Source organism: Hymenobacter setariae (assembly GCF_007713685.1).
GTDB classification, from domain to species: domain Bacteria; phylum Bacteroidota; class Bacteroidia; order Cytophagales; family Hymenobacteraceae; genus Hymenobacter; species Hymenobacter setariae.
The window spans coordinates 34,886-57,719 of sequence record NZ_VMRJ01000008.1 but is presented as its reverse complement, the minus strand read 5'-3'; the positions used below and the strand labels follow the sequence as shown (position 1 = coordinate 57,719).

At 59.8% G+C, this 22,834-nt stretch carries 25 protein-coding genes; 15 read left to right on the top strand and 10 right to left on the bottom strand.

What is annotated here, in order from left to right; translation table 11 throughout:
* Window positions 1-369: 369 nt before the first annotated feature.
* Window positions 370-486, bottom strand: coding sequence for a transposase (locus FNT36_RS23975; protein ID WP_144853044.1), 117 nt, complete (start codon window positions 484-486; stop codon window positions 370-372).
* Between the two features lie 213 nt (window positions 487-699).
* On the opposite strand from FNT36_RS23975, the gene FNT36_RS23970 reads away from it, so the two are divergent.
* Complete coding sequence (locus tag FNT36_RS23970) at window positions 700-957, top strand: ComEC/Rec2 family competence protein (protein ID WP_144853042.1); 258 nt, start codon at window positions 700-702, stop codon at window positions 955-957.
* A gap of 76 nt (window positions 958-1,033) precedes the next feature.
* Here FNT36_RS23970 and FNT36_RS25760 read toward each other — a convergent pair whose 3' ends face one another.
* Entirely contained in the window at window positions 1,034-1,192 is a 159-nt protein-coding gene (locus FNT36_RS25760; protein WP_233636194.1) for a hypothetical protein, read from the bottom strand.
* Between the two features lie 207 nt (window positions 1,193-1,399).
* On the opposite strand from FNT36_RS25760, the gene FNT36_RS23965 reads away from it, so the two are divergent.
* The 5 genes from FNT36_RS23965 to FNT36_RS23945 all read left to right on the top strand — a co-directional run bounded on the left by FNT36_RS23965 (window position 1,400) and on the right by FNT36_RS23945 (window position 4,201).
* Window positions 1,400-1,822, top strand: coding sequence for a hypothetical protein (locus FNT36_RS23965; protein ID WP_144853040.1), 423 nt, complete (start codon window positions 1,400-1,402; stop codon window positions 1,820-1,822).
* A gap of 5 nt (window positions 1,823-1,827) precedes the next feature.
* Window positions 1,828-2,121, top strand: a complete 294-nt coding sequence (locus tag FNT36_RS23960; RefSeq protein ID WP_144853038.1) for a hypothetical protein — start codon at window positions 1,828-1,830, stop codon at window positions 2,119-2,121.
* Between the two features lie 132 nt (window positions 2,122-2,253).
* Complete coding sequence (locus tag FNT36_RS23955) at window positions 2,254-2,760, top strand: hypothetical protein (protein WP_144853036.1); 507 nt, start codon at window positions 2,254-2,256, stop codon at window positions 2,758-2,760.
* Between the two features lie 114 nt (window positions 2,761-2,874).
* A complete protein-coding gene (locus tag FNT36_RS23950; RefSeq protein ID WP_144853034.1) occupies window positions 2,875-3,813 on the top strand; it encodes a hypothetical protein in 939 nt (312 codons plus the stop codon).
* A gap of 4 nt (window positions 3,814-3,817) precedes the next feature.
* A complete protein-coding gene (locus FNT36_RS23945) occupies window positions 3,818-4,201 on the top strand; it encodes a hypothetical protein (RefSeq protein WP_144853032.1) in 384 nt (127 codons plus the stop codon).
* A gap of 104 nt (window positions 4,202-4,305) precedes the next feature.
* Here FNT36_RS23945 and FNT36_RS23940 read toward each other — a convergent pair whose 3' ends face one another.
* The 3 genes from FNT36_RS23940 to FNT36_RS23925 form a co-directional block, all read right to left on the bottom strand.
* Entirely contained in the window at window positions 4,306-4,635 is a 330-nt protein-coding gene (locus FNT36_RS23940) for an STAS domain-containing protein (RefSeq protein ID WP_144853030.1), read from the bottom strand.
* A 151-nt stretch (window positions 4,636-4,786) separates the two neighbouring features.
* Window positions 4,787-5,014: a helix-turn-helix domain-containing protein gene (locus tag FNT36_RS23935; protein WP_144853028.1), complete on the bottom strand. Its 228-nt coding sequence runs from the start codon at window positions 5,012-5,014 to the stop codon at window positions 4,787-4,789.
* Window positions 5,015-5,461: 447 nt separating this feature from the next.
* Window positions 5,462-5,716 carry a helix-turn-helix domain-containing protein gene (locus tag FNT36_RS23925; protein WP_233636193.1) on the bottom strand — a complete coding sequence of 85 codons (255 nt, stop codon included), beginning with the start codon at window positions 5,714-5,716 and terminating at the stop codon, window positions 5,462-5,464.
* A gap of 110 nt (window positions 5,717-5,826) precedes the next feature.
* Here FNT36_RS23925 and FNT36_RS23920 point away from each other — a divergent pair, with 110 nt between their 5' ends.
* Window positions 5,827-6,387: a hypothetical protein gene (locus tag FNT36_RS23920; RefSeq protein ID WP_144853024.1), complete on the top strand. Its 561-nt coding sequence runs from the start codon at window positions 5,827-5,829 to the stop codon at window positions 6,385-6,387.
* A 75-nt stretch (window positions 6,388-6,462) separates the two neighbouring features.
* The gene (locus FNT36_RS25755) at window positions 6,463-6,630 is read left to right on the top strand and encodes a hypothetical protein (RefSeq protein WP_233636192.1); all 168 of its coding nucleotides are present in this window, start codon (window positions 6,463-6,465) and stop codon (window positions 6,628-6,630) included.
* 175 nt (window positions 6,631-6,805) lie between these two features.
* Here the strand turns inward: FNT36_RS25755 and FNT36_RS23915 are convergent, their stop codons facing one another.
* Complete coding sequence (locus FNT36_RS23915; RefSeq protein WP_233636191.1) at window positions 6,806-7,015, bottom strand: helix-turn-helix domain-containing protein; 210 nt, start codon at window positions 7,013-7,015, stop codon at window positions 6,806-6,808.
* Here FNT36_RS23915 and FNT36_RS23910 point away from each other — a divergent pair, their 5' ends adjacent.
* From FNT36_RS23910 to FNT36_RS23900, 3 genes are all read left to right on the top strand, one after another.
* A complete protein-coding gene (locus FNT36_RS23910) occupies window positions 7,016-7,921 on the top strand; it encodes a hypothetical protein (protein WP_144853021.1) in 906 nt (301 codons plus the stop codon).
* Window positions 7,922-8,047: 126 nt separating this feature from the next.
* Window positions 8,048-8,650 carry a hypothetical protein gene (locus FNT36_RS23905; RefSeq protein WP_144853019.1) on the top strand — a complete coding sequence of 201 codons (603 nt, stop codon included), beginning with the start codon at window positions 8,048-8,050 and terminating at the stop codon, window positions 8,648-8,650.
* A 70-nt stretch (window positions 8,651-8,720) separates the two neighbouring features.
* Complete coding sequence (locus FNT36_RS23900) at window positions 8,721-9,269, top strand: SHOCT domain-containing protein (RefSeq protein ID WP_144853017.1); 549 nt, start codon at window positions 8,721-8,723, stop codon at window positions 9,267-9,269.
* A 169-nt stretch (window positions 9,270-9,438) separates the two neighbouring features.
* Here FNT36_RS23900 and FNT36_RS25750 read toward each other — a convergent pair whose 3' ends face one another.
* A complete protein-coding gene (locus FNT36_RS25750; RefSeq protein WP_233636190.1) occupies window positions 9,439-9,597 on the bottom strand; it encodes a hypothetical protein in 159 nt (52 codons plus the stop codon).
* Window positions 9,598-10,330: 733 nt separating this feature from the next.
* Between FNT36_RS25750 and FNT36_RS23895 the strand changes: the two genes are divergently transcribed.
* Window positions 10,331-11,422 (top strand): TlpA family protein disulfide reductase, encoded by a 1,092-nt coding sequence (locus FNT36_RS23895; protein WP_144853015.1) that lies wholly within the window; start codon window positions 10,331-10,333, stop codon window positions 11,420-11,422.
* A gap of 390 nt (window positions 11,423-11,812) precedes the next feature.
* On the opposite strand, the gene mobV is transcribed toward FNT36_RS23895, so the two are convergent.
* From mobV to FNT36_RS23880, 3 genes are all read right to left on the bottom strand, one after another.
* Window positions 11,813-13,465, bottom strand: a complete 1,653-nt coding sequence (gene mobV / locus FNT36_RS23890) for a MobV family relaxase (RefSeq protein WP_144853014.1) — start codon at window positions 13,463-13,465, stop codon at window positions 11,813-11,815.
* A 946-nt stretch (window positions 13,466-14,411) separates the two neighbouring features.
* Window positions 14,412-14,999, bottom strand: coding sequence for a hypothetical protein (locus tag FNT36_RS23885; protein WP_144853012.1), 588 nt, complete (start codon window positions 14,997-14,999; stop codon window positions 14,412-14,414).
* 29 nt (window positions 15,000-15,028) lie between these two features.
* The gene (locus FNT36_RS23880) at window positions 15,029-15,772 is read right to left on the bottom strand and encodes a ParA family protein (RefSeq protein WP_144853010.1); all 744 of its coding nucleotides are present in this window, start codon (window positions 15,770-15,772) and stop codon (window positions 15,029-15,031) included.
* Window positions 15,773-16,157: 385 nt separating this feature from the next.
* On the opposite strand from FNT36_RS23880, the gene FNT36_RS23875 reads away from it, so the two are divergent.
* The 3 genes from FNT36_RS23875 to FNT36_RS23865 all read left to right on the top strand — a co-directional run bounded on the left by FNT36_RS23875 (window position 16,158) and on the right by FNT36_RS23865 (window position 22,108).
* Window positions 16,158-18,842, top strand: coding sequence for a hypothetical protein (locus FNT36_RS23875; RefSeq protein ID WP_144853008.1), 2,685 nt, complete (start codon window positions 16,158-16,160; stop codon window positions 18,840-18,842).
* A gap of 3 nt (window positions 18,843-18,845) precedes the next feature.
* Window positions 18,846-20,402, top strand: a complete 1,557-nt coding sequence (locus FNT36_RS23870; protein WP_144853006.1) for a hypothetical protein — start codon at window positions 18,846-18,848, stop codon at window positions 20,400-20,402.
* A 488-nt stretch (window positions 20,403-20,890) separates the two neighbouring features.
* The gene (locus FNT36_RS23865) at window positions 20,891-22,108 is read left to right on the top strand and encodes a DEAD/DEAH box helicase (protein WP_233636189.1); all 1,218 of its coding nucleotides are present in this window, start codon (window positions 20,891-20,893) and stop codon (window positions 22,106-22,108) included.
* The last annotated feature ends 726 nt before the right edge of the window (window positions 22,109-22,834 follow it).

The following is a 22,834-nucleotide window of genomic DNA, read 5'->3' as shown; positions in this document are numbered from 1 at the left end:
ACCAGCCCATTTTTGCGCAAGCGGTAATGCAGCTTCCAGAAGCCCCAGCCCGGATGCCGTCCACTTAACGCCCGCAGAGCCTGCTGCAGGGGCTCATCATTCCGCCCGTGCGCTACCGGGTGATAGCTGCCACGCGCCAGCCCCACCAGGGCGCACGCCCTACGCTGGCTCTAGCCTTTGCTCACTAAGCCCTGCGCTGCCTGCGCCGCGCCGCAGGGCTACTTACTTTTTTCGCAGTATCTCCTTGATAGCCTGGTTTTCTAGGCTCAGGTCCGCGAACATCTACTTGAGCTTGCGATTCTCTTCTTCCAGGTGCTTGAGGCGGGTGAGCTCGGCGACGCTGGCCCCAGCGTATTTGCTTTTCCAGGCCTAAAACGTGGCCTCGCTCAAGCCGTGCTCGCGCACAATCTGGGCCACGGTCTGCCCGCTGGCTTGCTGGTGCAGAATGGCCACAATCTGGGCCTCGCTGAATCGTCCTTTTTTCATATCTCAGTCGTCAGGTAGGGAAAATTACACCTTCCTCTACTCACTACTGGCTGCCGATTTGGGGAAGCATACAGTTTACTCCGGCGCGCTTACCACGCCGGTGCCCTGCTGCACAAAGGGACTCCTTGTACATGCTGGCACCCCTACCATTACGAAGCAGCTAATCCCGGGTGCCTCTATTTAGGCAATGCTGACTTGAGTATCTCGTTTATCGTGCCTGACCTGCGAAAGCGGCTGGGCGACCGGTGGCCAAAAATCCAGACCATTCAGGTACCGCACCATGGCGCGGTTAGAAATTTCAACCCAGCCATTGTGGAAGCTGGCATGCAGGCCGTTATCTCTTTCGGTACTACCAATACCTATGGCCATCCTTCCGCCTACGTTATTGGTCAACTCCATCGGTTGCGGGCAAACCCAGTACTCGTGACTGAGCAGTTGGAAACTGGACTATACTCGCACTCTTACCGGTAGCCGGGTATTTTTTTTTGTGTGCAAGTAGCAACTAGCTTACTTGGGCGAGAGGCGTACAAACGGTAAGAGACGGTTACTACTTATTGATATCCTGTGAAATCAAGAAGCGCACGTAGGCCGCAAAAGACAAGCCCAACGATTTTGCCTTAGCCATAGCAGTGGCGTAAAGCTCGTCTGACATCCGAACCTGATAAGGCGGCTTCACTTTTTTCTCCATCTGGCAAATATAAAACATACAGACGACAGACGTTTTTTGTATGTTGTTTGTATATTTGCAACACTCCGTACGGAGTACCCGGCCAGTAGTAAGCAAAAAGAGGCCACCCCCGGCAAGGGGTGACCTCCAATTATAGCACCTGTTTACCGCAGGCACTACGGGTTGGGTTATTGCAAACCCTTCACACTCCAAAATTACATGAAAAATCATGTAAACGGGCAGGTTATGGCTAGTGCCGAACCTCCCACCTCTCTGGGCGAACTGCGCCAGCACGTCCTATTGCCCCTCATCGGCAACTCCCTCTTTAGCGAAGCGGAGCAACTGCGGGCCAATCACTTCGTCCACGAAAGTGATGACATCGCCCGCCTTACCCGCTGGGGCGCGAACGTACTGGCCGAAATCGCCCGTCGCCAAGCCGAAGCGGCCCGTCAACGCCGCCGCCTCGCCATATGCAACGCGTTGCGCCGGTTGCGCCTTGATAGTTTCCGGTGCCATCGCCCGCGCAAACGCAAGCCCAGGCTCACTTGGGTACCCAGCGCCTTCTTTCCTGACCGCGCCGACCGCCGGGCTGGCACCTTCGACCGCTTGGCGGCAGCGCTGTTTCAACCGGTCCACACCCTTTCTTACGCACAGTTGCTGCACCGCTAACCGCTATGTGGTACCGTAAGCAACTGCGTCTGATTCGTCGCGCCCGCCGCGTCGCCCGCGCCCAGCAGCACCAGCTGCTCATCGTGGAACTAGAGGGTCTAACCGCTATCACGCTGCACACCCACGCCCGGCAGCTCACGATTTCTATCGAGCGGGAAGAGGCTGGCCAGCTTGTCGATACCCTCCGGGAAGCGCTGCGTGACCGTCGCCGCGCCTGGAAGCAAGAGGCTCGCCAGCTACGCCAGGACTGGCAGGAAAGCCAGCGCCTGCGAAAGCAAGAGCGGTCAACGTCTCCTTGACCCTCAGTCCAATAAGCTTTCAGCCGGCGGTCGGCAAGCTACCCCGTCTCGGTTGGCCCGAGGCGAGCTGGCTCGGCACACCTCCCTTACTCCCACTATCTACAGTATTAGCCTGCTAAGGAGCAGTTTTTCATGTCCATCTTATTTCCTATTACCCCTAATCCAGCGGCCAGGTACCTGCCCTACGCCCAGGCCTCGGTAACCCAGCGGGAGCAACTCCTGACGTTCGTGCGCCAGCGTCTGCGCTACCATTTCCCTACCCTCTCCCCCGCCACCTGGCTGCGAGCGCTCTTCGAGTTTCAGCCCACACTCGTGCTCACCGGTCTGGACACAGTTACGCTGGAAGAAGGCGAACTGAGGCAGTTGGTGCAGCACGTGGCCAGCTCGCCCGACCTGCCACTACTGGACCCACCCATTTATGGGTTACCTACCCTTGAGATAGCCCAACGCTGGCTGCGTGGTCAGGAGTTGCTGGCGGCCGCGCGGGCCGAGATAGGAACAAAGCACTTGAGTCCTCGACTCAATACCTTGTTAATTTACCTGGGCCAGCCTTATCCCCTGGCGGAGCAGGTAATACAGGCGTGGCGTTGGGACTTGCCGAGCAGTCCGCCCCTGCCAGCGGGCTTGCCTGGAGAATAAAGCCAGTCCGCCCGCAGGACAACCGTACTGGTTGTCCTGCGGGCGGACTAGCTGCTTACCCACCTACCCGGCGCGGGTTGTTATTTAGGCGACGCAACTGTTAAGGCGCTTTTTATGGCGAACATTACCTTTCTTTATTGGAACACGGCGAACAAAGGCTTCACGCAGGAAAAAGTCCTGAACGCATTGTTTCGCACTCGTCAGCCAGCCGATATTCTGTTACTGGGCGAGTGCCCGAGCGGCTTATCACCAGCATTTCTGGCGCATTGGGGCCTGACTGAATTGCCTATTCTGGCCAAGAATGGTCAACCATTGCAACAACGGGCTTACTACCAGGCCGCCAAGCTATCGCTCACACTGGCCGCCGCAGTACCCGTCGTTAAGCGCATTCAGAACAAACTGCTTAAACGCCAGCAGTTTGGCAATGACTACGAAGAAATTATCCGTCGTCTGCGCGTCAGCATTACCCGGCTGGTGCAGATGCACCTCGTGGTAAACGGCCAGTCCTACTTGCTGGCCAGCGTGCATTTTCCCAGCAAGCTCGCTCAGGATGAAGTCAGCCAGTTGCAGATAGCGCGGAGCTACAAGGCCAAACTGCTGGATACCGCGACCCACCACGCGGCCACCTACGGCAACCGCCTTATTGTTGTCGGCGACTTCAACATGAATCCCTTCGATGCCGGCATGGTAGAACCGATGGGCTTTCACGCCCTGGGCAATCGTGACCAGGCCAATCCTGCCACGGCACGGCACTACGACCAGACGCCCATCTTCTACAATCCCTGCTGGTCGCTGCTGGGTGACTACCACCCCACCCACGTAGACCGACGTATGGGCGGCAGCTTCTACTACGCGAAAAGCGCCTCCCGGCGTTTGTTCTGGCACCTCTTCGACCAGGTTATCGTTTCCCAGGAAATGGCCAATGCGTTTGTGCCTTCTTCCTTATCTTTCGTAGAAGTACCCACGCTGCGTCGGGAAATGCTCAGTGGCGTCGAGCGCCGGCAGGCCAACTTTTCGGACCACTTTCCCCTTACCTTCACCTTAGCGCTGTAGCCTCATGGCCTTGACCCTGGATTTACCTTCCGCTCGCCTGGCAGAAAAACCTTATCAGGAAATTGAGAATGTGCTGGCGCAGCTGCGTCGACAAGTGGAGGGGCGCTATAATGATAAGCTAGCTGTGTTGCTACTGACCGCCAGCGAAGAGGATGCGGACGGGCAGCCCACCCGGCACCGCTACGTGGTAAAGCTCAGCTTCGTGTACCGCAACTATGCGGAAACCCTGCTGGAGCTGAACTGTCGGGTAGGGCACGGCTATCCTGTGGACGTGAGTGCATTTCGCAGAGTGGTTGGTCGGGCAGGTACTAAGGAGGAGTTGGAAAAGCTGCTGGAACAGGTTTTTGCCGACCCGCGCACCCGCAACCTTATTCTAATCAACTACTAGGCTGTTCTGCAAGTAGCAGAAGGCATTTACTCCCGTGGCCGCGCCCGTGGGGCGGAGCTAACCCCGGCTCCGACTTACGCATCAAGAGCGCGGTGGCAATTAGGTTACGCAGCCAGGGCCTGTTCCTGAGTGGACACAATCTGTATCAACACGTCGAGTCCCAGAATCTCGAAGATATTAAAGACCTTCTCCTGCATCTGGAAGAAGATTAGCGTCACGTCCAGGTCTTGCAGGCGCTGCAAATGCGCGATAAAGACGCCAAGGCCAGCCGATGAGATATAACTCAAGCCGTGGCAATCAATGAGCACCTTCTTGTAAGTCAGCAATTCAGGATTAAGGAGGGCGGTGTCGAGTACAATAGCGGAGGAGGCATCCAGTTCTCCATCCAGTACAAGCGTAAAGGCAGCAGAGGTAGCCAGCGGAGTTACTTTCATGAAAGGGGTCACACGCAGGGAGAGCAGTGCAGTTGTAGCGGGTAGGGGCGAAAATCTAGCACAGGTAAAGATAGTATTTTTCCTCACCTACCATACTGCTGGAGTAATTACCTGGGTGTAAGCCACGCTTTCTCAAACTACTGCCGCCCCGCTAGGTAGCCGCCGGAAACGTCACCAGCTCCGCCAGCGAAATCTCTAGCCCCTCGGCCAGACACACGAGCACGTCCAGCGTGGGCACCGTCTGGGCCGTCTCCATGCGGTAAACCGTTTTCTTGGTAATGTCCGCCGCGTCGGCCAGCGCCTGCTGACTCCAGCCCCGGCCTTCCCGCAGTCGGCGCAGGTGCTGCCCAAAAGCCTGCACGCTGGCTGGTTTCTTCATCGTCGCAAGCTCCGGCCAAGCAGTCTGAACTTTGTGGACATATAGTTCCCCCTTTTGTAAAAAAGCGCGTAAGTTTGTGCGGTCGTTGCTTCCAATACCCGCAGCCTGTTGCCTTTATGCGCTACCGTAAACACTTGCGCCAATTGCGCCGGGCCCGCCACCGGGCCAAGGTGCAGCAGCGGACAGCAGCGGACGCTACTTACCCTAGAGTTGGAAAGCTTGGTGGCCCTCACCCTGCACACCATCCCCGAAATACTGACCGTGTCCATCGAGCGGGAAGTGGGCACTTAAGTAGCCTAACCCTGCGCGAAGCCTTACGCGAGCGCCGCCAGACCCTCAAGACCGAGGCGAGTCAACTGCGCCGCGCTGAGGGTGAAAACGCCTACCGACGGAGCAGAGCTCCGGCAGAACCAGTTGGCCAGTATCCGACGCGGACCACGGCAAATGCTACCGTCCAGGCTCCACCGCCGGGCGAGGAGCGGGTCCCACAAAGCTGACGAGCTCCGCCAGCGAAATTTCCAGGGCCTGGGCCAGCGACACGAGTATATCCAGCGTCACGGAATAACGGGCCGTCTCGATGCGGTAAATCGTGGGCTTGGACACATCCGCCACGTCGGCCAGCGCCTGCTGGCTCCAGCCCCGCGCCTCGCGCAATTGGCGCAGGTGCTGCCCAAAGGCCAGCAAAACCACCTCATTTTTCACCCCGGCAAGCTTGACCTAAAAATCAGCTTCCTTGTAATCATATGTGATTACAATCTTCTTTTTCCCCCTTACCTTGCAGCCGCTAGCGCCTCACTGCATTACCTGCATCCATGACCCCTTCGCCCGACCCAACTCCCCTTTGCATCCCCTACGCCCAGGCAACGCCGCACCAAATTTGCCTGGCCCTGGCTTACACGATGGTGGCCCTATCGGAACAATTTCCGACGCTCAGCTTTGCCGCCTGGGCCGATGCGCTGCTCCAGCTTAAGCCCGATTTGTGGCTGGAGGGCGATGCCGTGTCCATCGACGACGAGAACCTCCAACACCTGACGCAGCGGCTGGCGGACTCCCCAGAGCTGCCCGAGCTCGACCCGCCCATCTCCCCGGACCGCGCCGCCTACGTATTCAAGCGCTTATTCAACTACCAGGACGAGGCCCAGGAAGCCCTGCCAGATATCGCCGCGAACCCGCGGGCCTACGGCAGCCGCGTCTTTACGCTAGTGACCAATCTGGCGCTGGGCAACTCCGTAGTTGATGAACTCTTCCACGCCACGCACCGGGGGCCGCAGGGGCGCGCCAGCACCGTGGCCCCGGCGCTGGCGCGCGCTACCGTACACGAGCAGGTACGCGAGCTGCGCCGCGCCCGCGGCGAGATGGGCTATACCGGCTAGCCGCTGCCTACTCAGCTCGCGGGCGCCCTACCACCCTGCCTCCGGACGCTGGGGCTTGGCATCCTGGTAGCCAACGTGGTGTTCTCGTCAAACGCGCTGCCGGTGCTGGCCAAATACCTCGTCATGCTCGCCACGATGGGCTGGCTGGCCCGGCTTTGCGAATCGGCGGGCCAGCGCTGGGCGTGGCTGAGCCTAAGGGGGTTCTTGGTGCTGGGAGCAGGCTTAGAGGTGAGCGCCTGGTGAATGCGCTAGCATCCGGCGCACGCAGAGGGGCCGCCGGTAGCTACTTCAACCCGCAAGCCGGCGCACTTCGGGAAATCCGCTGGTGCTGACGCACAGCCTTGCCCGTTTGCCTGCTGGCAGCGAAGCTATGCTCACCAGCTGGCTTACTCAGGCTATTGCTTCCGCTAATGCCGGGCTAGGTCGGCCCTACCGCGCTGCTTTCGGCATCGGTAAAATCCATCAGTTCGCGCAGCGGTAGCTGGAGCGCCCGGGCCAGCGAAACCAATACATCCAGGGTGGGTGCTCCCTTGGCGTGCTCAATCCGCTGCACCGTGAGCTTGGCCACATCCGCATAGTCCGCCAGGGCTTGTTGGCTCCACCCCCGCGCTTCCCGCAGCTTTCTCAAATGCACGCCGAAGGCCTCGACACTGGCCGGATTTTTCACGGCCGCAAACTCACCTCTGCCGCCCAGCCTGCTGGTATAACATACTTATCCAAAACCAAATTATTTACTACCTTGCTGCCCCAACTCCGGAACGCCGCTTTGCTTCCCACAGCCCCCACTATGCCCGCTCTACCCCTCGGCGAACGCTTCCACCAGCTCCGGACTACACTGGCCGCGGAAGCGTACGACCCGAAAGCCTGGCCCCGCGCCCGCGTGGCCCGCGAGGCCGGCGTGTCAGGCGCGGCGCTCGCCCAGCTGGAAGACACCGGCCGCAGCACGGCGGCTAACCTGGCCGCGCTGCTGCGCTTCTACCAGGACCAGGGCTTTAATCTGGCCTGGGTGCTGGCCCCCGACAACGAGGGGATTCCGCTCCATGCTTTCCGGGACATCTTCGAGGATGAGGCCCAGCGGGAAGCCGGCTACCAGCTGAACCGCGTGCACCGCCTGCTGCAACCGGCCGCCGCGGCGCTCGACGCGGGGCAGCCGCCCACCCCCGAAGTCCTGCGCCCGCTCCTGGAACAAGTCCAGCAGGGGATTCACCAGGCGCTCGTTCACTTGCTACCCCCCATCCGGTTGGTCCTCAGTGCGGCCGATTTACGCGAATACCAACGGCGACTTCCCCCCGTGCGGGCGGCCGCAGCCGGGTGGCGCTCGGCCGCAGTGCACGTGGTACCCTACCATTATTACGAGGCCGGCGAGTCCCTCCCGCGCTGCGGCATCCCGGCTTATTACCTGACCTATGACCCAGGGCTGGAGCTGGTATCCGACTCCCTTAAATGCCCCTACTGCCGGGTGCAGGTGAGCGAGAGCCGGGAATATTCCAGCTTAGCAAGCGCGGCAGTACGGAACGAGCAGGGGCTGTTCTAGCTGACGGGCCACCCCTTCAACTAGTCGTCTTGCTTCTTCGCCCCTAATGCCTTACCCCCTGCCATCAGCACCTGATAAGCTGCTATCAAGTAATTCTCTCACTTCCTTATTCCCTTTACGCACCTGATGCGCCTACCCCTTTACGCCTACTTCCCGACCCTGGCCGTTCTCGCCGGGAGCCTGTTCAGCAGCTGCTCCTCCGCTGACTCCAACTCCACCCCGGAGACCCAGGCGGTGCCCCCTAAAACCGCGGCAGTCCAGTTCCCGTTCGGGGCCAAAGTTGATTCGCTCAATGGTATCGCCGGCCACACCTTCGGCCAGCCGGTAAGTGCCTTTCCTAAAATGCGGCTACTGCCGGTTAGCCCCGGGGAACTGACGCGCACCTACTCCGACGAGGGAGTTGCCGGCGCCAAGGCCACTGGCTGGTTTGGCAAGCACCGTCCCCAGGTACCGACCCAACTCTACTGGTTTTTGGACAATAAATTCTCCCAGTTTCGGGCGGTGGGCGACGCGGCCACGCTGCGGGCCGAGGCCATCTACTTACTGGGGCCGGGCCAAGCCCAGGGCCAGTATCAACTCTTCTGGGAAGGCACTCGGGCCCGGGCCGTGTTTTCGGAACAAGCCCGGGGCTTTGGGCGGGAGGGCACCCTGGACGTGCTCAGCAAGCCCCTGGAAGCTGAGTTGGCAGCCAAGAAACAGGCCTTACTCAAAGCCGAGAATGCCCAATAGGGTTCCCCACGGGTCCGGATTCAGGCCACGCAATTCCTTTCTTAATCTACTATAGCTCTACGCCTTTTTCATGCAGCGTTCTTACTCCTCGGGTCTGGTTGCGCTACTCCTTCACCTGGCCTGGCCGCAGACCGCCCGGGCGCAAATCGTGGGCAAGTCCGTGCCGACCTTTACCACGGCCGCCGGCACCCTTATCCGCCCCGGTGATACCCTGCGCCTGGGCCGTGGCACGCTGCCCAATGGCGACTTCCAATACGTGTTCGTGCCCGACAACGTGTTTACGGGCAGCAAGCAGCAGAACTTCACCTCCCAGCTGAGTAACCTCTGGGTGCGGGTAAAGGATATCCGGGTGCAGCGCTCGCGCAATTTCGGCGAAAAGACCGTCGCCGTCGTGAAAGCTAACACGCTGAACGGCTGCGTGGATTTGAACGCGGCCGAAGCGGCGGGGGAAATCATCACGGCCCACACGCGTACTGCCGCGGTCTCCGCCGCCGCGCCCGCCAGCACCGCCCCGCCCCTGAGCACGGCCGACGAACTGCTCAAGCTCAAAAAGCTTTACGACCAGAAGGTGCTGACCAAAGCCGAGTACGACGCGCAAAAGGCGAAGCTGCTGAAATAGCTCCGGTGGTCCAGCCCACCGCGCCGCTGACTCTGGCCTCGGTTAAAAGTTTGGTACAGACCCAGCACCAGCCAAGCTAAGGTCGCTCAAGTCGGGTAGGCAGTGGCCTTCCACCCGGCTTCTTCCTCCATCACCCAAGTCCGCTAATCAGCCTGTTGGGGCCATAACCCTAGCTGATAGGCGGCTTGGTTCCGGTTATCGATTTCGATTTGTGGGCCGCTTGTTTTTCCTTATGCTGCTTAATCCACTCGCTGATGCGGGCAAATTCCTGCTCCGAAAGCTGCCGGCCAGTTGTGTAAAAATCCACATTTTTGGGTTCCTTAATCATGGCTGAAAGGTAGTGCTTTTGGGAAAAGTACTGCTTAAGGCGCTTCTCGGCGGCTTACAGGTTTAGTGCCCTAACGCCTCCAAAGAGGCGCGCCCAGCGCTTTTTGGAAGCGTGCCAGGAGCTTGTTTTTATTTTCGAAGCAGACGTAACTACCGTGGCTCCTATTAAACGACTGTTTCTAAACGGAGGTCACTAAATTACCAGGTACGCCTAGCTATACTTTTATACTTCCTCGGGGGTACGATTAAATCTATTACGCTTGAGGAGACGTCGTGCTAAACACCCGGTCACTAGGGCCATGCACCCTAACGAGCCTTTGCCTGATAGTCGCCTTATCAGTTATCACCAACTGCTAAACAATCTGGGAGCGCATCAACAGGTGCGGGGCGCCCCCAATTTTCGGTTGGCCCAGGCAACAACCGAGCGAATCGCCGCTCAACCCAGGAATTGCCTGCCCTATACTTCTGGATGTGCTTCCAACATAATACCTGCCCGCTAAAAGCCCGCTTTCAGCAGTTTTCAGGGCTGTTTGTTTAGTAAAACGTCCGTATACAAATGCTGCCCTAAGCAACCTCGCGGCGCAGCAGCAGGACGTCGCCGCTGCCTGCCGCTACTACGCGGTAGTAGTGGACAAGGCCGGCAAGCACGAGCCCCAATACCAGGAAGCCCGCGCTTATCTACGCCGGCATGGCTCCGCCAGAAAGTTATTATAACCTATCTCTTTCCTTCTTTTATGCGCCCACACTTACTCTTTTCACCTCTGCTGTGCCTGCTACCAGCTTTACCGAGCCGAGCCCAACAGCCCCAATCGGCAGCCGCGCCCGGCTACACCATCGAGGGCCAGGACTCGCGCCTGGCCGGCCGGCACGTGTACCTATTGGCGGCCGAGCGTCCCAGCCATACCCAGCCGTGGCCCGCGCTGGACTCAGCCCAGGCCGATGCCACGGGGCACTTCGTGCTACACGGCCGGGTGCCCGCCCCCGATGTGTACTGGCTGCGCCTTGACAAGCAGCGCGTGCTGCAACCCGTGCCGCTGGCAGGTCGGCAGGAGCACCTCAGCGGGTTAGTAGAACTCGCCCCCAGCAGCACCCGCCAGGCCCCGGTCTACCAGCTGCACCTGAGTGGCTCGCCGGAAGTGGAGTGGCTGCAAGCCCTGCTGCCCTACGGGCTGCTGCGCAATCAGGCGGCGACCGCCAGCGACAAGCACCTGCGCCAACTGCAAGCCCAGCTGCGCCACCGGGCCAGTTCGTACCTGGCCCCCTACGTGGCCTTCCACTACCTGCGCCTGCACCCCAGCGCCCGGCCCCTGCTCGATTCGCTCACCACGCGCTTTGCCCGCGAGCAGCCTGCCTCCCCCTACCTGCCCCGCCTGCGCGAGCTGCTCGACAAGGCCCCTACGCTGGCCGTCGGGGCGCTGGCCCCGGACTTCACTCTCACCGACCTGCACGGGCAGTCCGTGACTCTGAGCAGCCTGCGGGGCCGCTACGTGCTGGTCGACTTCTGGGCCTCCTGGTGCAAGCCCTGCCGGGCCGAGAATCCGCCGGTGCTCGCCGCCTACCAACGGTTTCGTGACCAGGGCGTGGGCTTCACGGTGCTCAGCGTCTCGCTCGACGAGAAGCCAGCCGCCTGGCAGCAGGCCGTGCAGCAGGACGGCCTGCCCTGGACGCAGGTGGCCGACCTGCAAGGCCTGCGGGGCTCCACCGGGCACCTGTACCAGCTGGTGGGCATTCCGGCCACTTTCCTGCTCGACCCCGAGGGGCGCATTGTGGCCAAGGACCTGCGCGGGTCCGACCTTAAGCAAGTGCTAACCCGCCACCTGAACTAGCGGTAGCTTTCTACCCGCTGCCCGCCAGTAGCTGAGCTCGCTCCACCCGGGCCTAAGCCCTCCTGGACGAAGCGAAACCAGTACTTGTGTCGCCTTGCACCAGCTGCCAGCAACGTGCAAAAGCCAGCTTAAGCAGTCGATTTCAATCCCGCTGCACATACACAACAAATATAACTTTACCACTAAACAGCTCGCTGCTTAGCCGATTTCTGATTGTAAACTAATCAAGAATTTGGCAACTGACTTCGTATCTATTGTAGGCGTCCTTTTGACGCATGATACAGGTAACTAGCTGCTAGTCGCAGCGGGTTAGAAGCTGAGCCGTGCAATGCAACAAGCCCGGTGCTGCGGTAGCACCGGGCTTGTTGCGCAGCCCTAATAAAGTGGGTTCTAATACCAATCTATTTCCTCATCCTTGTCTTGACTTGGCTGGTCGATGATTTGCGTGGGGAATGCACCGGCCTGGGGATTCTGCTCCCAGCTGCCAGCGTCTTGCGGCCGCTCAGCTGTTTCGTTTTTAGCAGCGGCGGCGTCAGTGGCCGCCTGTTGAGTCTTTCTCGCTTCTTCTTCCTGGACCGCCTGTTCCTGCGCGGCCCGCTGCGCGCGCGCTTGTTCAGCAGCCTGTTCCCGAGCCAGGCGCTCCTGCTCGGCCACGCGCTCCTTTTCACGGGTCTCGGCGGCTTGCTGTGCTTCTACCTGCTTCTGGGCCTCGGCTAGTGCTTTCCGGTCGGCCTCCTCCAGTTCCGCTATCAGAGCCCGACCAGCCGGCGTGACCTGCACCTGCTCCCGGCAAAGCGCCACTTGCTGTTCCGCCTCCAGAACTTTACCGTAGCGTAGTTCCGCTACCAAGCCGTAATCACCGGCTTTCTCCGCCTGCTCAGCCTGCACGCGCAGAGCCGCTGGTACTGGCCAAGCCTGGCGCAGGTCGTCCATCTGCTGGGCCACCAGGTCCTGCCCCCGTTGCAACAAGTCGGCCGGCAGCGCACCCTGCGCGACCTGAAGCAGCACCTTGTCAAGCTCGGCGGCGTGACGCTCCCGCTCGGCCTGGGCCTGGCTGGCTTCCTTCTTCACTTCGTCTTGCGCGTTCTTCGCTTCATTGCGTGCCGCATCAGCCTTCTGGAGCGAATCGCCCGCCCAGGTGCGCGACCGCTCCGACTCCTCGGCAGCCCCCGACGCGGCTACAGCTACCGCACCAACCGTTCCTAGCCGCTTGTTTGCGGCCTCCACCTGGCGGGCGATTTCTGCATTGATTTCTTCCTGCTGTTTAGCTCGCCACTCTTCGAGGCCCTTACCGAACAAACTTCGGGGAGGGGTAGCCAGCACGAAGGGCTGCGGCTCAATGGGTTCAACCAGGGGGGCTATTTCCGCCGCTTTCTCGCCTCCTAGGGCGTACATCTGCCGCATCGTTTTGTGCTCTGCCCGACTGCCCTTGATACCCCGCTCCAGGCCAAACGGCTGCATGGCTTCCGCAAAATCCGTTTGCAGCTGCGAGAGCGTCTGGGGAGAAAACATGTCGCGGGCCGACAGCCTGGCCCCCTTGCTATTCTCCAAATTTACTTCGCCGGCCAGTCCCCCGCCCTTGCCCAAAATGGGCACCACGAAGCACTGAAAATGCGGGGTCTTCTCATCCTGGTGCAGCTTCATGGCGACCAGATTATCGCCCCATTCCCGCTTGGCCCAGGCCAGGGTTTCCTTTTCCCACTCGCTGCCCCGCATGTCGGCCGCCTCTCCCGTCTGCTTGTCCCGCTGCCAGATTTCCGCCTTTGGCCCGGCCGTTATCAGTACCTCCACGCACAGTACCGCCCCCTCCTTGGGCTTACCCAGTCCGGCTGCCTCCATCCGCTTATCCACCAATTTTACAATTGCCTGGTTTTCGGTGTTCAGATATTCCTGGTTCAGATGACTTCGGGACTCGTCCGCATTAGGGGTGTATTTGCTGCGGTCGTTGTGGGCTTGCCGCTGCCCGATGCCTTGCCTGGTTTTTATCTTTTCGATGCGAATGATTGCGTGGGCCACGTGAGCAGCAGGAGTGGTTGTAAGCATGATAAAGTGTGTTAATTAAGTTAATGCTAGTGGCAGAGGGGCGAGCAGAGGGCGAAAAGAGGGGGGCGAATTTTTGGCCTTTGTATAGTGTGTTACATCCCCCTTCACCCAGAACCGACTAAAATCCGCCGTTCTGCCCCAAAACCCTTTGTTCTACCCAAGATATGCCCACTAACCTGAATTACCAAATCATCCCGCTCAGCTACCTATTCTTAGTCACCTGCTCCATCACCCTTACCCAGGCCTAACATCCTGTATTATGCTCTGCCCCGTCCTTTCATCAGTGCTCATCCACCCTAATTCAGCTAACTCAAGTACCCCTCAAGAATCTACCAATACCTAACGAGACTACTCCTTGAAATCTGTTAAGTCCTAAATACTAGTAGCCGCCTTTGAATAGTCATCAAGCTAAAAACGCATCCTATTAGCTACCCCCTAAAAGCTGGCAGTCAGAAATCGTACTTTTAACCAGCCCCTCCCCTGCCTAATCGTTATCCCTACCAAGTCTTCGTCACTCTTTCTGCCAGCCGTTCTCACTTACTCCTCTCGCCGAACTTATGACTTGTATATGCAGCAAAATACATTAATCTATTTATATCTAGAAAGCCCGTCACTTGTCTTTAAACACGCATTAGCCTTCACCCGCTTTTTACTTGGTATTATACAATTTATATCGCTTAATCACTCACCGGCCTTACCCTGTATCGACTAGGCATAGAGCCAGCCCTAACGCCTAAACCTGGTACCCGACCCGGTAAAAAATTTGCCTTTTGCTCCGTTAGATTCCCTTCCCGCTACTCCAACAACCTGCCTTACTGTCTGTGTTTGCCCCCCTCACCTTTCACTACCCACCAGAAAAATAGTTACCCGTACCATGCCCCATTTTCAGGATTTACTTCCTCCGGGCACCACCTTTTCCATCGCTGCCTGGTCCTCCCCACTGCCTTTACGCTCGTGGTAGCCGGCCCTGTTGAATACGTTGCCGCCGCTCCTGCTCCCGCTCCTTCACCTGGTCTGGACGAGTCTCCACTGGGTCTGTACCGGCAAAGAGCAAGTCCAGCGCTTCCTGTAGTGCCTGCTTTTGAGAATAGGTATAGTCCCCCCCGGCCCGACGAGCATGCACATAATCCCGCAACCGCTCCAAATGATGTCGACTCAACACAAAGGTTTGGCGAGCATCCCCCGTTAGAGTAGCCGCGCCCGTGTTGTCCAAATCCTCCGAAGAGGTCGTGTTACTGTTTTTACTACCGTTACCAATGACACCTGGATTATCAGTATTATTAGTGTTACCTTTTTTTTCAGCACGACCAGTTTTTAACTTGGCCTCCCTACTATTCGTACTACCTGCGTTACTAATGTTACCTGGTAAGTAAGGATTATCAGTGTTATTAAAATCAGGGGCAACAGTAGGTATTACGACAGGAATAGTTGCGGGCTGGGGGTCATCGCTTAGGTCGAAGAAGTCCCGTTCCGAAGCTGGTTTAGCTGAAGCAACTGAGACGGGCGCGGGCAAATTTTTAAAGGTCTTAGCCATGAGTACTAGTCAGCATAAGGTGGAGTAAGTTAGCGGGTCAGCAGCTCGGTTACCAGCGCCGCATAGTCAGTTGCCCCAGCACTATGACTGGCGTAGGTAAAGATGTCCTTGCCGAAATGCGGCGCCTCCCCCAGCGCAACACTCTCCCGAATGACGCCCTCTAACACCAAGTCAGGGTACTGGCCACGCAACGTTTCGGTCGTCTCCCGGTGCAGAATTTTATGCTTGTTGTAGCGGGTAAAAAAGAGACCGCCAATGGTAAGTTCCGGGTTTAACCGCCGCTGCATCCGCTTGACCAGGTTTAGAACTTTTTCCAGACCATCGACCCCGTACATCTGGGCTTCCAATGGAATATAAAGGACTTGGGCGCAGGCGTAGGCATTGAGCGTAACCAGCCCCAGGCCAGGGGGGCAGTCCAGCAAAATGTAGTCGCTCTGCTTCCGCAGTGGCTCCAGTAATTCTTTGAGCAGAAACTCCCGGTCTACCTCATCCCCTTTCGCCTTATCAAAGCCTGACAGCGCGGGTGAGCCGGCTACCAGCGCCAGATTCTTCTGGAGCGGGTACACTTCCAGTTCGTATTCGCCCAGTAAAGCGCCGTACACGTTCTTTTCGGCGGCCACTATTCCCAAACCCTTCGTCAGGTTAGTCTGCGGGTCCAGGTCGACCAGGATGACCCGCTTACCCGTCCGGGCAAGCCCTGCCCCAATATTGGCCGTGGAAGTAGTCTTGCCTACCCCTCCTTTCTGATTCGTAATTGCGAGAATCTTGCTCATAGTGCAAAGATACTTTGGGGCTAACTAGATAAGTGTTACCTATGTTATCAATATTACCTGGATTATTTGCACTACTAGTATTATCAGTTCACCCGCGCTTAACTAGCTCCGTTGCCAGGGCCTGGGTTGGCAGCCTATCCGCTGGCTCACCCCCCTAAAAGTGGGGCAGTTTTACATGGGGGCCAACGCTTCTACCACAAGTCACGACTGCGTTTTACCCGGCTGAGAGTCCTCCCTGCCTGGTACTCCCAGTAGAGTTGTCAGCTTACTCCCTGTCCCTGTGGACTGGCAAAAGAACCCACGCTGAATTCATAGGATAGGCGCCGGTGTTACCTTCAGCTCCATCGGCAGCTACTACCTTTCCGCTCTCTTTTCCTTCTTTGGCATGGCTCAAAACGACACGACTGCGCGGATGGTGGAGGAAGCCACTGCCTCTGGGGAGCGCAACAAAGCGCTCATCCCATCGCTGCGTAACTGGTGCCAGCACCTACGCCTGGCGGACTGCTCCGGCGGCTTAGTAGCCCAGATAGCCCAACTGCCTACCGAAGTAGAGCTTTCCTGCTCTCACGCCCCACACACAGTCCGCTCTACCAACCTGGAGCGGAGTGCCCGCGCCTTTATCCTGGACTGTTGCGTTGGCTGCCCCTCGCACCAGGAGCTATTTCCGAAAAACTTTGGGCGGACCGTACTCGCGCAGCAGGCACGGGACCAGCAGCAGCAGCGGCAAGAAGGGCAGCAGCAGACGGCGCGCCAGCAGGAACTCCAGGCGGAAATCAATGCCCTGCTTGCCCAGGAGCAGTCGCAGGCCGATACGAAGACCTTATCCATTCTGCACCTGGTGCAGGAACTGGGTACTGGGCCACGGGACGCGACGGCCGCTACCGTGCGGGAAGCTGCCGGCCTGTCGCCGCAGTTTTTCAGCCCGGCGGCGCTTAATTACTTGTCCCTTTTCCTGGAAGACCCCGCCGGCGCCACCCTGCTCGACGCCCTCCGCCGGGCCGTGGTGGGCGGGCAAGCCTTGCCCGTCTTTGCCCGGCAGCAAGTGCTCCGCATCCTGCAGCAGGGGCCGCACCTGGATGCAGCAGCCAGCGTACTGAACGTAGCGTTGGCCCCGGCTGAATTGCCGGCTTACGCAGCTGACTTTTCGACCCTGCTGTCCCGGCTGGCGTACGGGCAACGGGCCGGGCGCGGCGAGGCGGCGCCCGGCTATCCCCACGTGCTGGAGTTGGTGCAGCGCCTGGCCCGCGCCGACCCGGGAGCTGCGCAGCGCTTACTGGCAGCGCAAGTGAAGCTGCCCAGTCAGCCGGACCGGCTCCGGGTGCAAGCCCTGCTACTGGAGCTGCTGGCCGTAGCCCCAACGCTCGTCCTACCGCTCACCGAGCTGGTGGTGCAGTCGCTGGATTTTGTGGAAGACGGCTACGGCGACTCGGCCGACCAGGCCACGCTACGCACCCTGGCCGCCTGCTACCGGCAGGCCCCGGACCCCACGCTGGCGGCCATTCAGCGGGTGCGCCCCACGCTGTCGGAGGCTGGCCAGGTGGCGCTGCTGGGTTTCAGCGGCCGGGCCCTGGCCGAGGAGGAATTGCTCCTGCCGGCCCACGCTACGTTGCTGGCCGGGCAGCTGGTATCCGACCTGGCCAAGGCTGCCCTGGCCGTACCATTACAGCAAGCGCTGGTCAAGGCCATCGACCGGGCCGCGCACCGCGCACCGGCCCACTTCGCGCCCCATTTCGAAGCCTTGTTGGGCCTGCTTATCGCGGCCAGCGACCAGTACCACGCGTTTAAGCAGCACCAGGCCGCCTTGCAACCGGCTACGCCGCCCCTACTTCTTACTTCGGTGGCGGGTAATCTCCTGGCTAGCAATCCCCTGGCCGGGCTGCCGGTGCTGCAAATAGAGCAGTTGCGCCTGCGTCGGCAGCGGCACCTGCGGGAGACGGAGCACATCGTGCGCCAGGTCCTGCGCGCCGACACGACTACGCTGCACCTGACGGTGCTCCAGGTGCTGCGAGGACTTGCGAGTGAAACGCAGGGCTTTACCAAATCCCGGCTGCTGGGGCTGCTCCGGGACGCCCTCCCCGACCCGGTGCGCACGGCGGCCGTAGTACCCGCCATTTACACCTATTTATTTGAGACGGCCGACACGACGGGCAATCTGCGCCGCGAAGCCGTGCGCTACGTGGAATACCTGCTCACCGAGCAGCCGGCCTGCGTCACCACTACCCTGCTGGAGGCAGTGAAAACCCTGCTCAATGACCCGGAAGCGGCTATTCGGGGGCAGGCCATCCGGGCCTACGGCACCCTGCCGGAGAATTTTGCGGAAGAAGTAGCGCCCGCCGACCTACCCGGCCTAGTCACGGCGCTCACCGACCCCCGCAAGGTGTTGCACCAGGCAGCGGTGGCAGTGCTCCCCGGCTTGCTTCCCTACCTGACGGGCGCGCAGCGACTGGCGGGGTTAGTGGCCATGCAGGCGCTCGAAAAGGCCTATTACGAGACGCAGGAGCTGGAATACGGCAAAGAGCTGGTAACAGCAATTCTTACGCTCACCCGCGATACCCGCGAATTGTACCTGCGGCTGGTGCCGTACTACTTTACCAAATACGGCACCTGCGGCGAAGAGTACCTGGAGCAGGAATTCGTCCGGCGTTTAACCCACCTGTTGCCTGCCTATCCGGAGCTGCGCGGGTACTGGCTGGCGCAGGCTCTCCGCTACCTGGAGCGGACGCCCCCCGAATATGCCTCCTTCGGGGACTTACGGACAGAGCTGCTCGAACAATTGCACCAGCTACCTTACACGGAGCTGCTCAGCCAGCTGGCGCTGCTGACGAGCTTTGTCCGCACGCAGCTTGAGGCCGGCTCCTATACCGATGCTTTTACGGTGTACGCGGTACTGGGCGCGCAAGGCCTGCACGCCGAGCTCTATGACTTGACCCAGCACTTCGCCCGCACCGTGCCCGCGACGAAGTCCATTGAATACGCCACCCGCACCAACCAGGCATTTGCGCAATTTTCCTGCCTGGAGCACCTGGTGGCCACGGCCCAGCTCGATGCCACCCGGCTTGCCTCCCTTTAAGCTATGTTCAAGCGCCATCACTACCACGCCGACCTGGTAGCCACCCAACTCCTGGTTCGCCGCGAGCTGCTGCGGCAGCTTCTACTTTTTGACGAAGCCAACCTGGCGCCTTTGCTGGCCGGCGAGGCGCTGGTCATGGAACCCTTGCGGCAGCTGGAAGCGGCTACCCGCGCTACGGCCGCCGCCGTATTTTTTACGAATTATCGCTTGCTGGGGAGTGCCGTTTATCAGCTGCTCCGCTGGTCGCACGAGGAGCTACAAGCGGGCCCCGGGGCCGAGGCTCACCTACGGGCAGCCCGGGCCAATATCCGGCTCCTGCGCCTAGAAGAAGCGGGTTACCCCGACCCGTTCAAAGTCCAGCTGACGCAGTGCCTGGCGCTGGTTGGCACGCCCCCGCAGGTACCGGTGGTCGGCGCCGTGGTGCAAGGCCTGCTGAGGCTACCTTTCCCAACTAAGTACGCCTTCGAGGAAGACCCCCTGGCGGAATTGCGTCAGGCGGCTGCCCCCCCGCCCCCAGCGGCGGAGTCGGCCCCGCCGCTCCTGCTGTCGGCCGAATTTTTCATCGACGACGAGCCGTGGGCCAATCCACAGGTGCTGGAGCCCGCCGCCATGTATGCCGTGCGGGGGCTGCTGACGCCCAACTACTGGCCGGCGGGCTACGACCGCCTGCTGCTGGGGCCGGTGTCAACGACGGACAGCAGCCTGTATAGCCTGGAGCTAGCCGAAGTACGCTCCTCGCCAGTCGCCACCACCTACCCGGTCAGCGGGCGGGTAGCCTTTAAATTTCCGCAGCACCGCCCCGAGGATGCCTATGCCATCAAGCTGCTGGCGTATTACGAGAACCCGGCGAAGGAGCGCCTGCCCGTGCCCCTTATCGGCTACCACCAGCTCCTGGCCCGGGTGCTTAGTCCGGACGCGGCCTATTTCCCGACTGGGTTCAGCGCCCTCAACCGGGTAGCCCTGGACATAGTGACCACCCTGCAATCGCTGCCCCGGCTGGCCAAGCAGGAATTAGCTGATTTCACCAAGCTGCTGCGGGGAATCCTGAACTACCAGGGAGTCTGCTTGCAACAGGGTATTTACAAGGCCCAGGACAACGTCAGCGAGCAGGCCTTTCGGGACCAGCTCATCCAGCACCTAGGTGGGCTGACCTACCTGGGCGAACACGTCGTCAAAGAAGCCGAGGTAGCCGGTGGGCGGGTAGAAATCAGCTTTCAGGGACTGGTAGCGGAGCTGAAAGTGGAAAAAACCATTTCCGACCGGGGCAAACTACTAGCCAAGTACGGCCCGCAGGCGACTACCTACGCTTCGGCCAATACCAAGCAGCTATCCATTCTCTGCGTGCTGGACCTGACGAAAAAGACCCGGCCCCCTGCGCCGCCGCAAAACAGCGTCCTGCTCATTACGCCTACCCTCCACGGCTTTGAGGAGACGGAACCCGCCTATCCCTGCCGGCAGGTACTGGTGGTGCTGGAGGGGAATACCCAGAAGCCAAGCGCCTACAGCCGGGCCGGAAAAGCTCCCCGCAGCCCTAAGACCAGCAGCACGGACGACGAGTAAAGCCGGTGTGAATACCCCAGCCGCATCGGCAGGCTGGCCCACATTCAGCACCCGATTTAGCTTGGTAGACTAAGGCTGGTTTCTGCTGCCCAGCGTTGGCAAAGTCACTACCTGGCTTACCAGTGGCTGTTGCTGACAAACGCTACTAGAGCTGGGCGCGACGACTGAGGTGCGCAGGCAGCTGCTGGGCATCCGGGAGCTGCCTGCGCCTGGCTAACGCCTTCCACCCATTTTTACCCCACTGCCTTACACCATACTGCCTTCGGATGGGGGGAAATGGCCGCCGCCAGCAAATAATCGGGGGCGCGCTACCCGAATTAGTCGCTCGCCGGGGTAGCTTACTTCCCAGGACCTGCACTGGCGGCGCGCAGTCGGCTTGTTTACTTGGTTGCGGCATCCCTGACTGCTCGCTAACTTCACTTCCCTGTCAAGACCTTTCCCTACCGGGCTACTACCTGGTGGTCCGGCTCCTTTCTTTCTGCTCCCTTATGACTTCTTCTCCGGCACCCGCGGTCATTAGTTCCGCACTGGCGCAAAAACAAGCGCTCCAGGACCAGGTATTGGCGATGATAAAGAAACCCCGGCTAGCTGGGGCGGCCGTCGCCATGGGGGTCGGCAAGACCCTCATCGGGCTGCGTGACATGGACCGCCTGCTGGCGGGTGCCCCCCTCAGCGGACCCGTCACGAAGCTGTTTCTGGTGGCGGCCCCTACCCAGGCCATTCTGGATTCCTGGCCCCAGGAAGCGCAGAAGTTCGGCTTGACCCACTTGCTCGACCACATCGACTTTACGACGTACCGCTCCCTGAGTAAAATGCTGGGTAGTGGCCACTACCACAAGCTCTACCTCGATGAGTGCCACGCGCTCAAAGACTCGCACGAGCCGGGGCTGAAGGCCCACGCCGCCCGCAAGAAAAGCATCCTGGGTTTGACGGGCACCCCACCGGCTCAACCAGACTCCGAGAAGGGCCGGCTGGTGGCCACGTACTGCCCCATCCTGATTGACTATACCACCGACGAGGCCGTGCTGGCGGGCCTGCTCAACGACTACCGATTAGTCGTGCACCGCCTGCCCCTGAGCGCGGTGCGCGACTACCAGCTCACCTTCAAATCGGGCAGCCAGCTCACCACCAGCGAGCGCGAAAACTACCTCTATTGGACTAATCGGCTGGCCAACGCGGCTCAAGACCAGCTCCCCGTCGAAACGCTACGCATCCTGCGGATGCAGGCGCTGATGAACTACCCCAGCAAGGGGCGCTACATGGCCCACCTCGCCAACCAGTTTTCGGAGAAGGTGCTGCTCTTCACCTGCAACCAGCAGCAGGCCGAAGAGCAGGCCGACCATACCTACCATTCCAAGAACAAAGAGAGTCAGGCCAACCTGGAGAAATTTAACGCCGGCGAGATTCAGCGCCTGGCCTGCGTGGCCCAGCTCTCGGAGGGGGTCAACATTCCTAACCTGCGGATAGGCATTATCTGGCACGCCTTCGGCAACGAGCGCAAGGCCGCCCAGCGTATCGGCCGGCTACTGCGCCTCAACCCCGACGAGACGGCCACGGTGCACCTGCTCATGTACCAGGGTACGATTGATGAGCATTGGGTAGCCCAGGCCCTGGCCGCGTTTGACCCCGCCAAAATCAGCTACGTGGATGCTATCAGCTATGACCTGCCAACAGCACTTGCGCCTCCCGGCAGTGTAGTCCAGTAGTCCAGGGAGCCCTCTCCCCTATTAGGTAAGCGCCTGCTGGTCACGGCGTAAAATGGGGAAATGCTTGTATCGGCAGCCGTTTCAAGTAAAAAACAGGTTCTTATCTAAAGTTTAACTATCTGCATCATACGTACAATAATTTTGATATGTGTAATACGTACGGTACGTATTACTGCAAACAGCTACTAGATGCAGCTGGTAGCCACCTGCGAGCTTGGCTACCAGCTGTACTTGGTGAAGAGTTACGTGCGCCGGTGCTCCTGTTACCAGGCTGCCCAGTTACAAAAGCAGCCGGGGGGAATTACCGAGGCGGCAGTACAACTACCCTGTAATGCTGGGGCCGTGCGATGGTCTTGCTACCAGTGCAAAGAACTGGTTCAATGCTTACCTACTGGCCCCGCTGCTACCCGCGCAGGGTAAAAAAGCCCTAATCAGGGTAGCGCACCTCGATACCCTTCCCACGCTGTTGGGGGCTCAACCAGTGCCGTGGATTTTTCAGTCTGCCAGCGGGGCGCGGAAAACCGGGCTGCTGACGCGCTACCCTGGCTAGGTTAGCGCCGTAGTCAGGACTGCTAAAGTGGCAAGTAGAATCCTGTCGCTCTATGGCGGGTTGGGTCTAGTTTCCAACGTGCCTTCCTGCGTCAGAGCCCGGTCTTAGCAGCGGAGCCCATCAACCGCACCTACGCTAGCGACGCCTTATACTGCATCGCTTCTTTGGCATAGCAT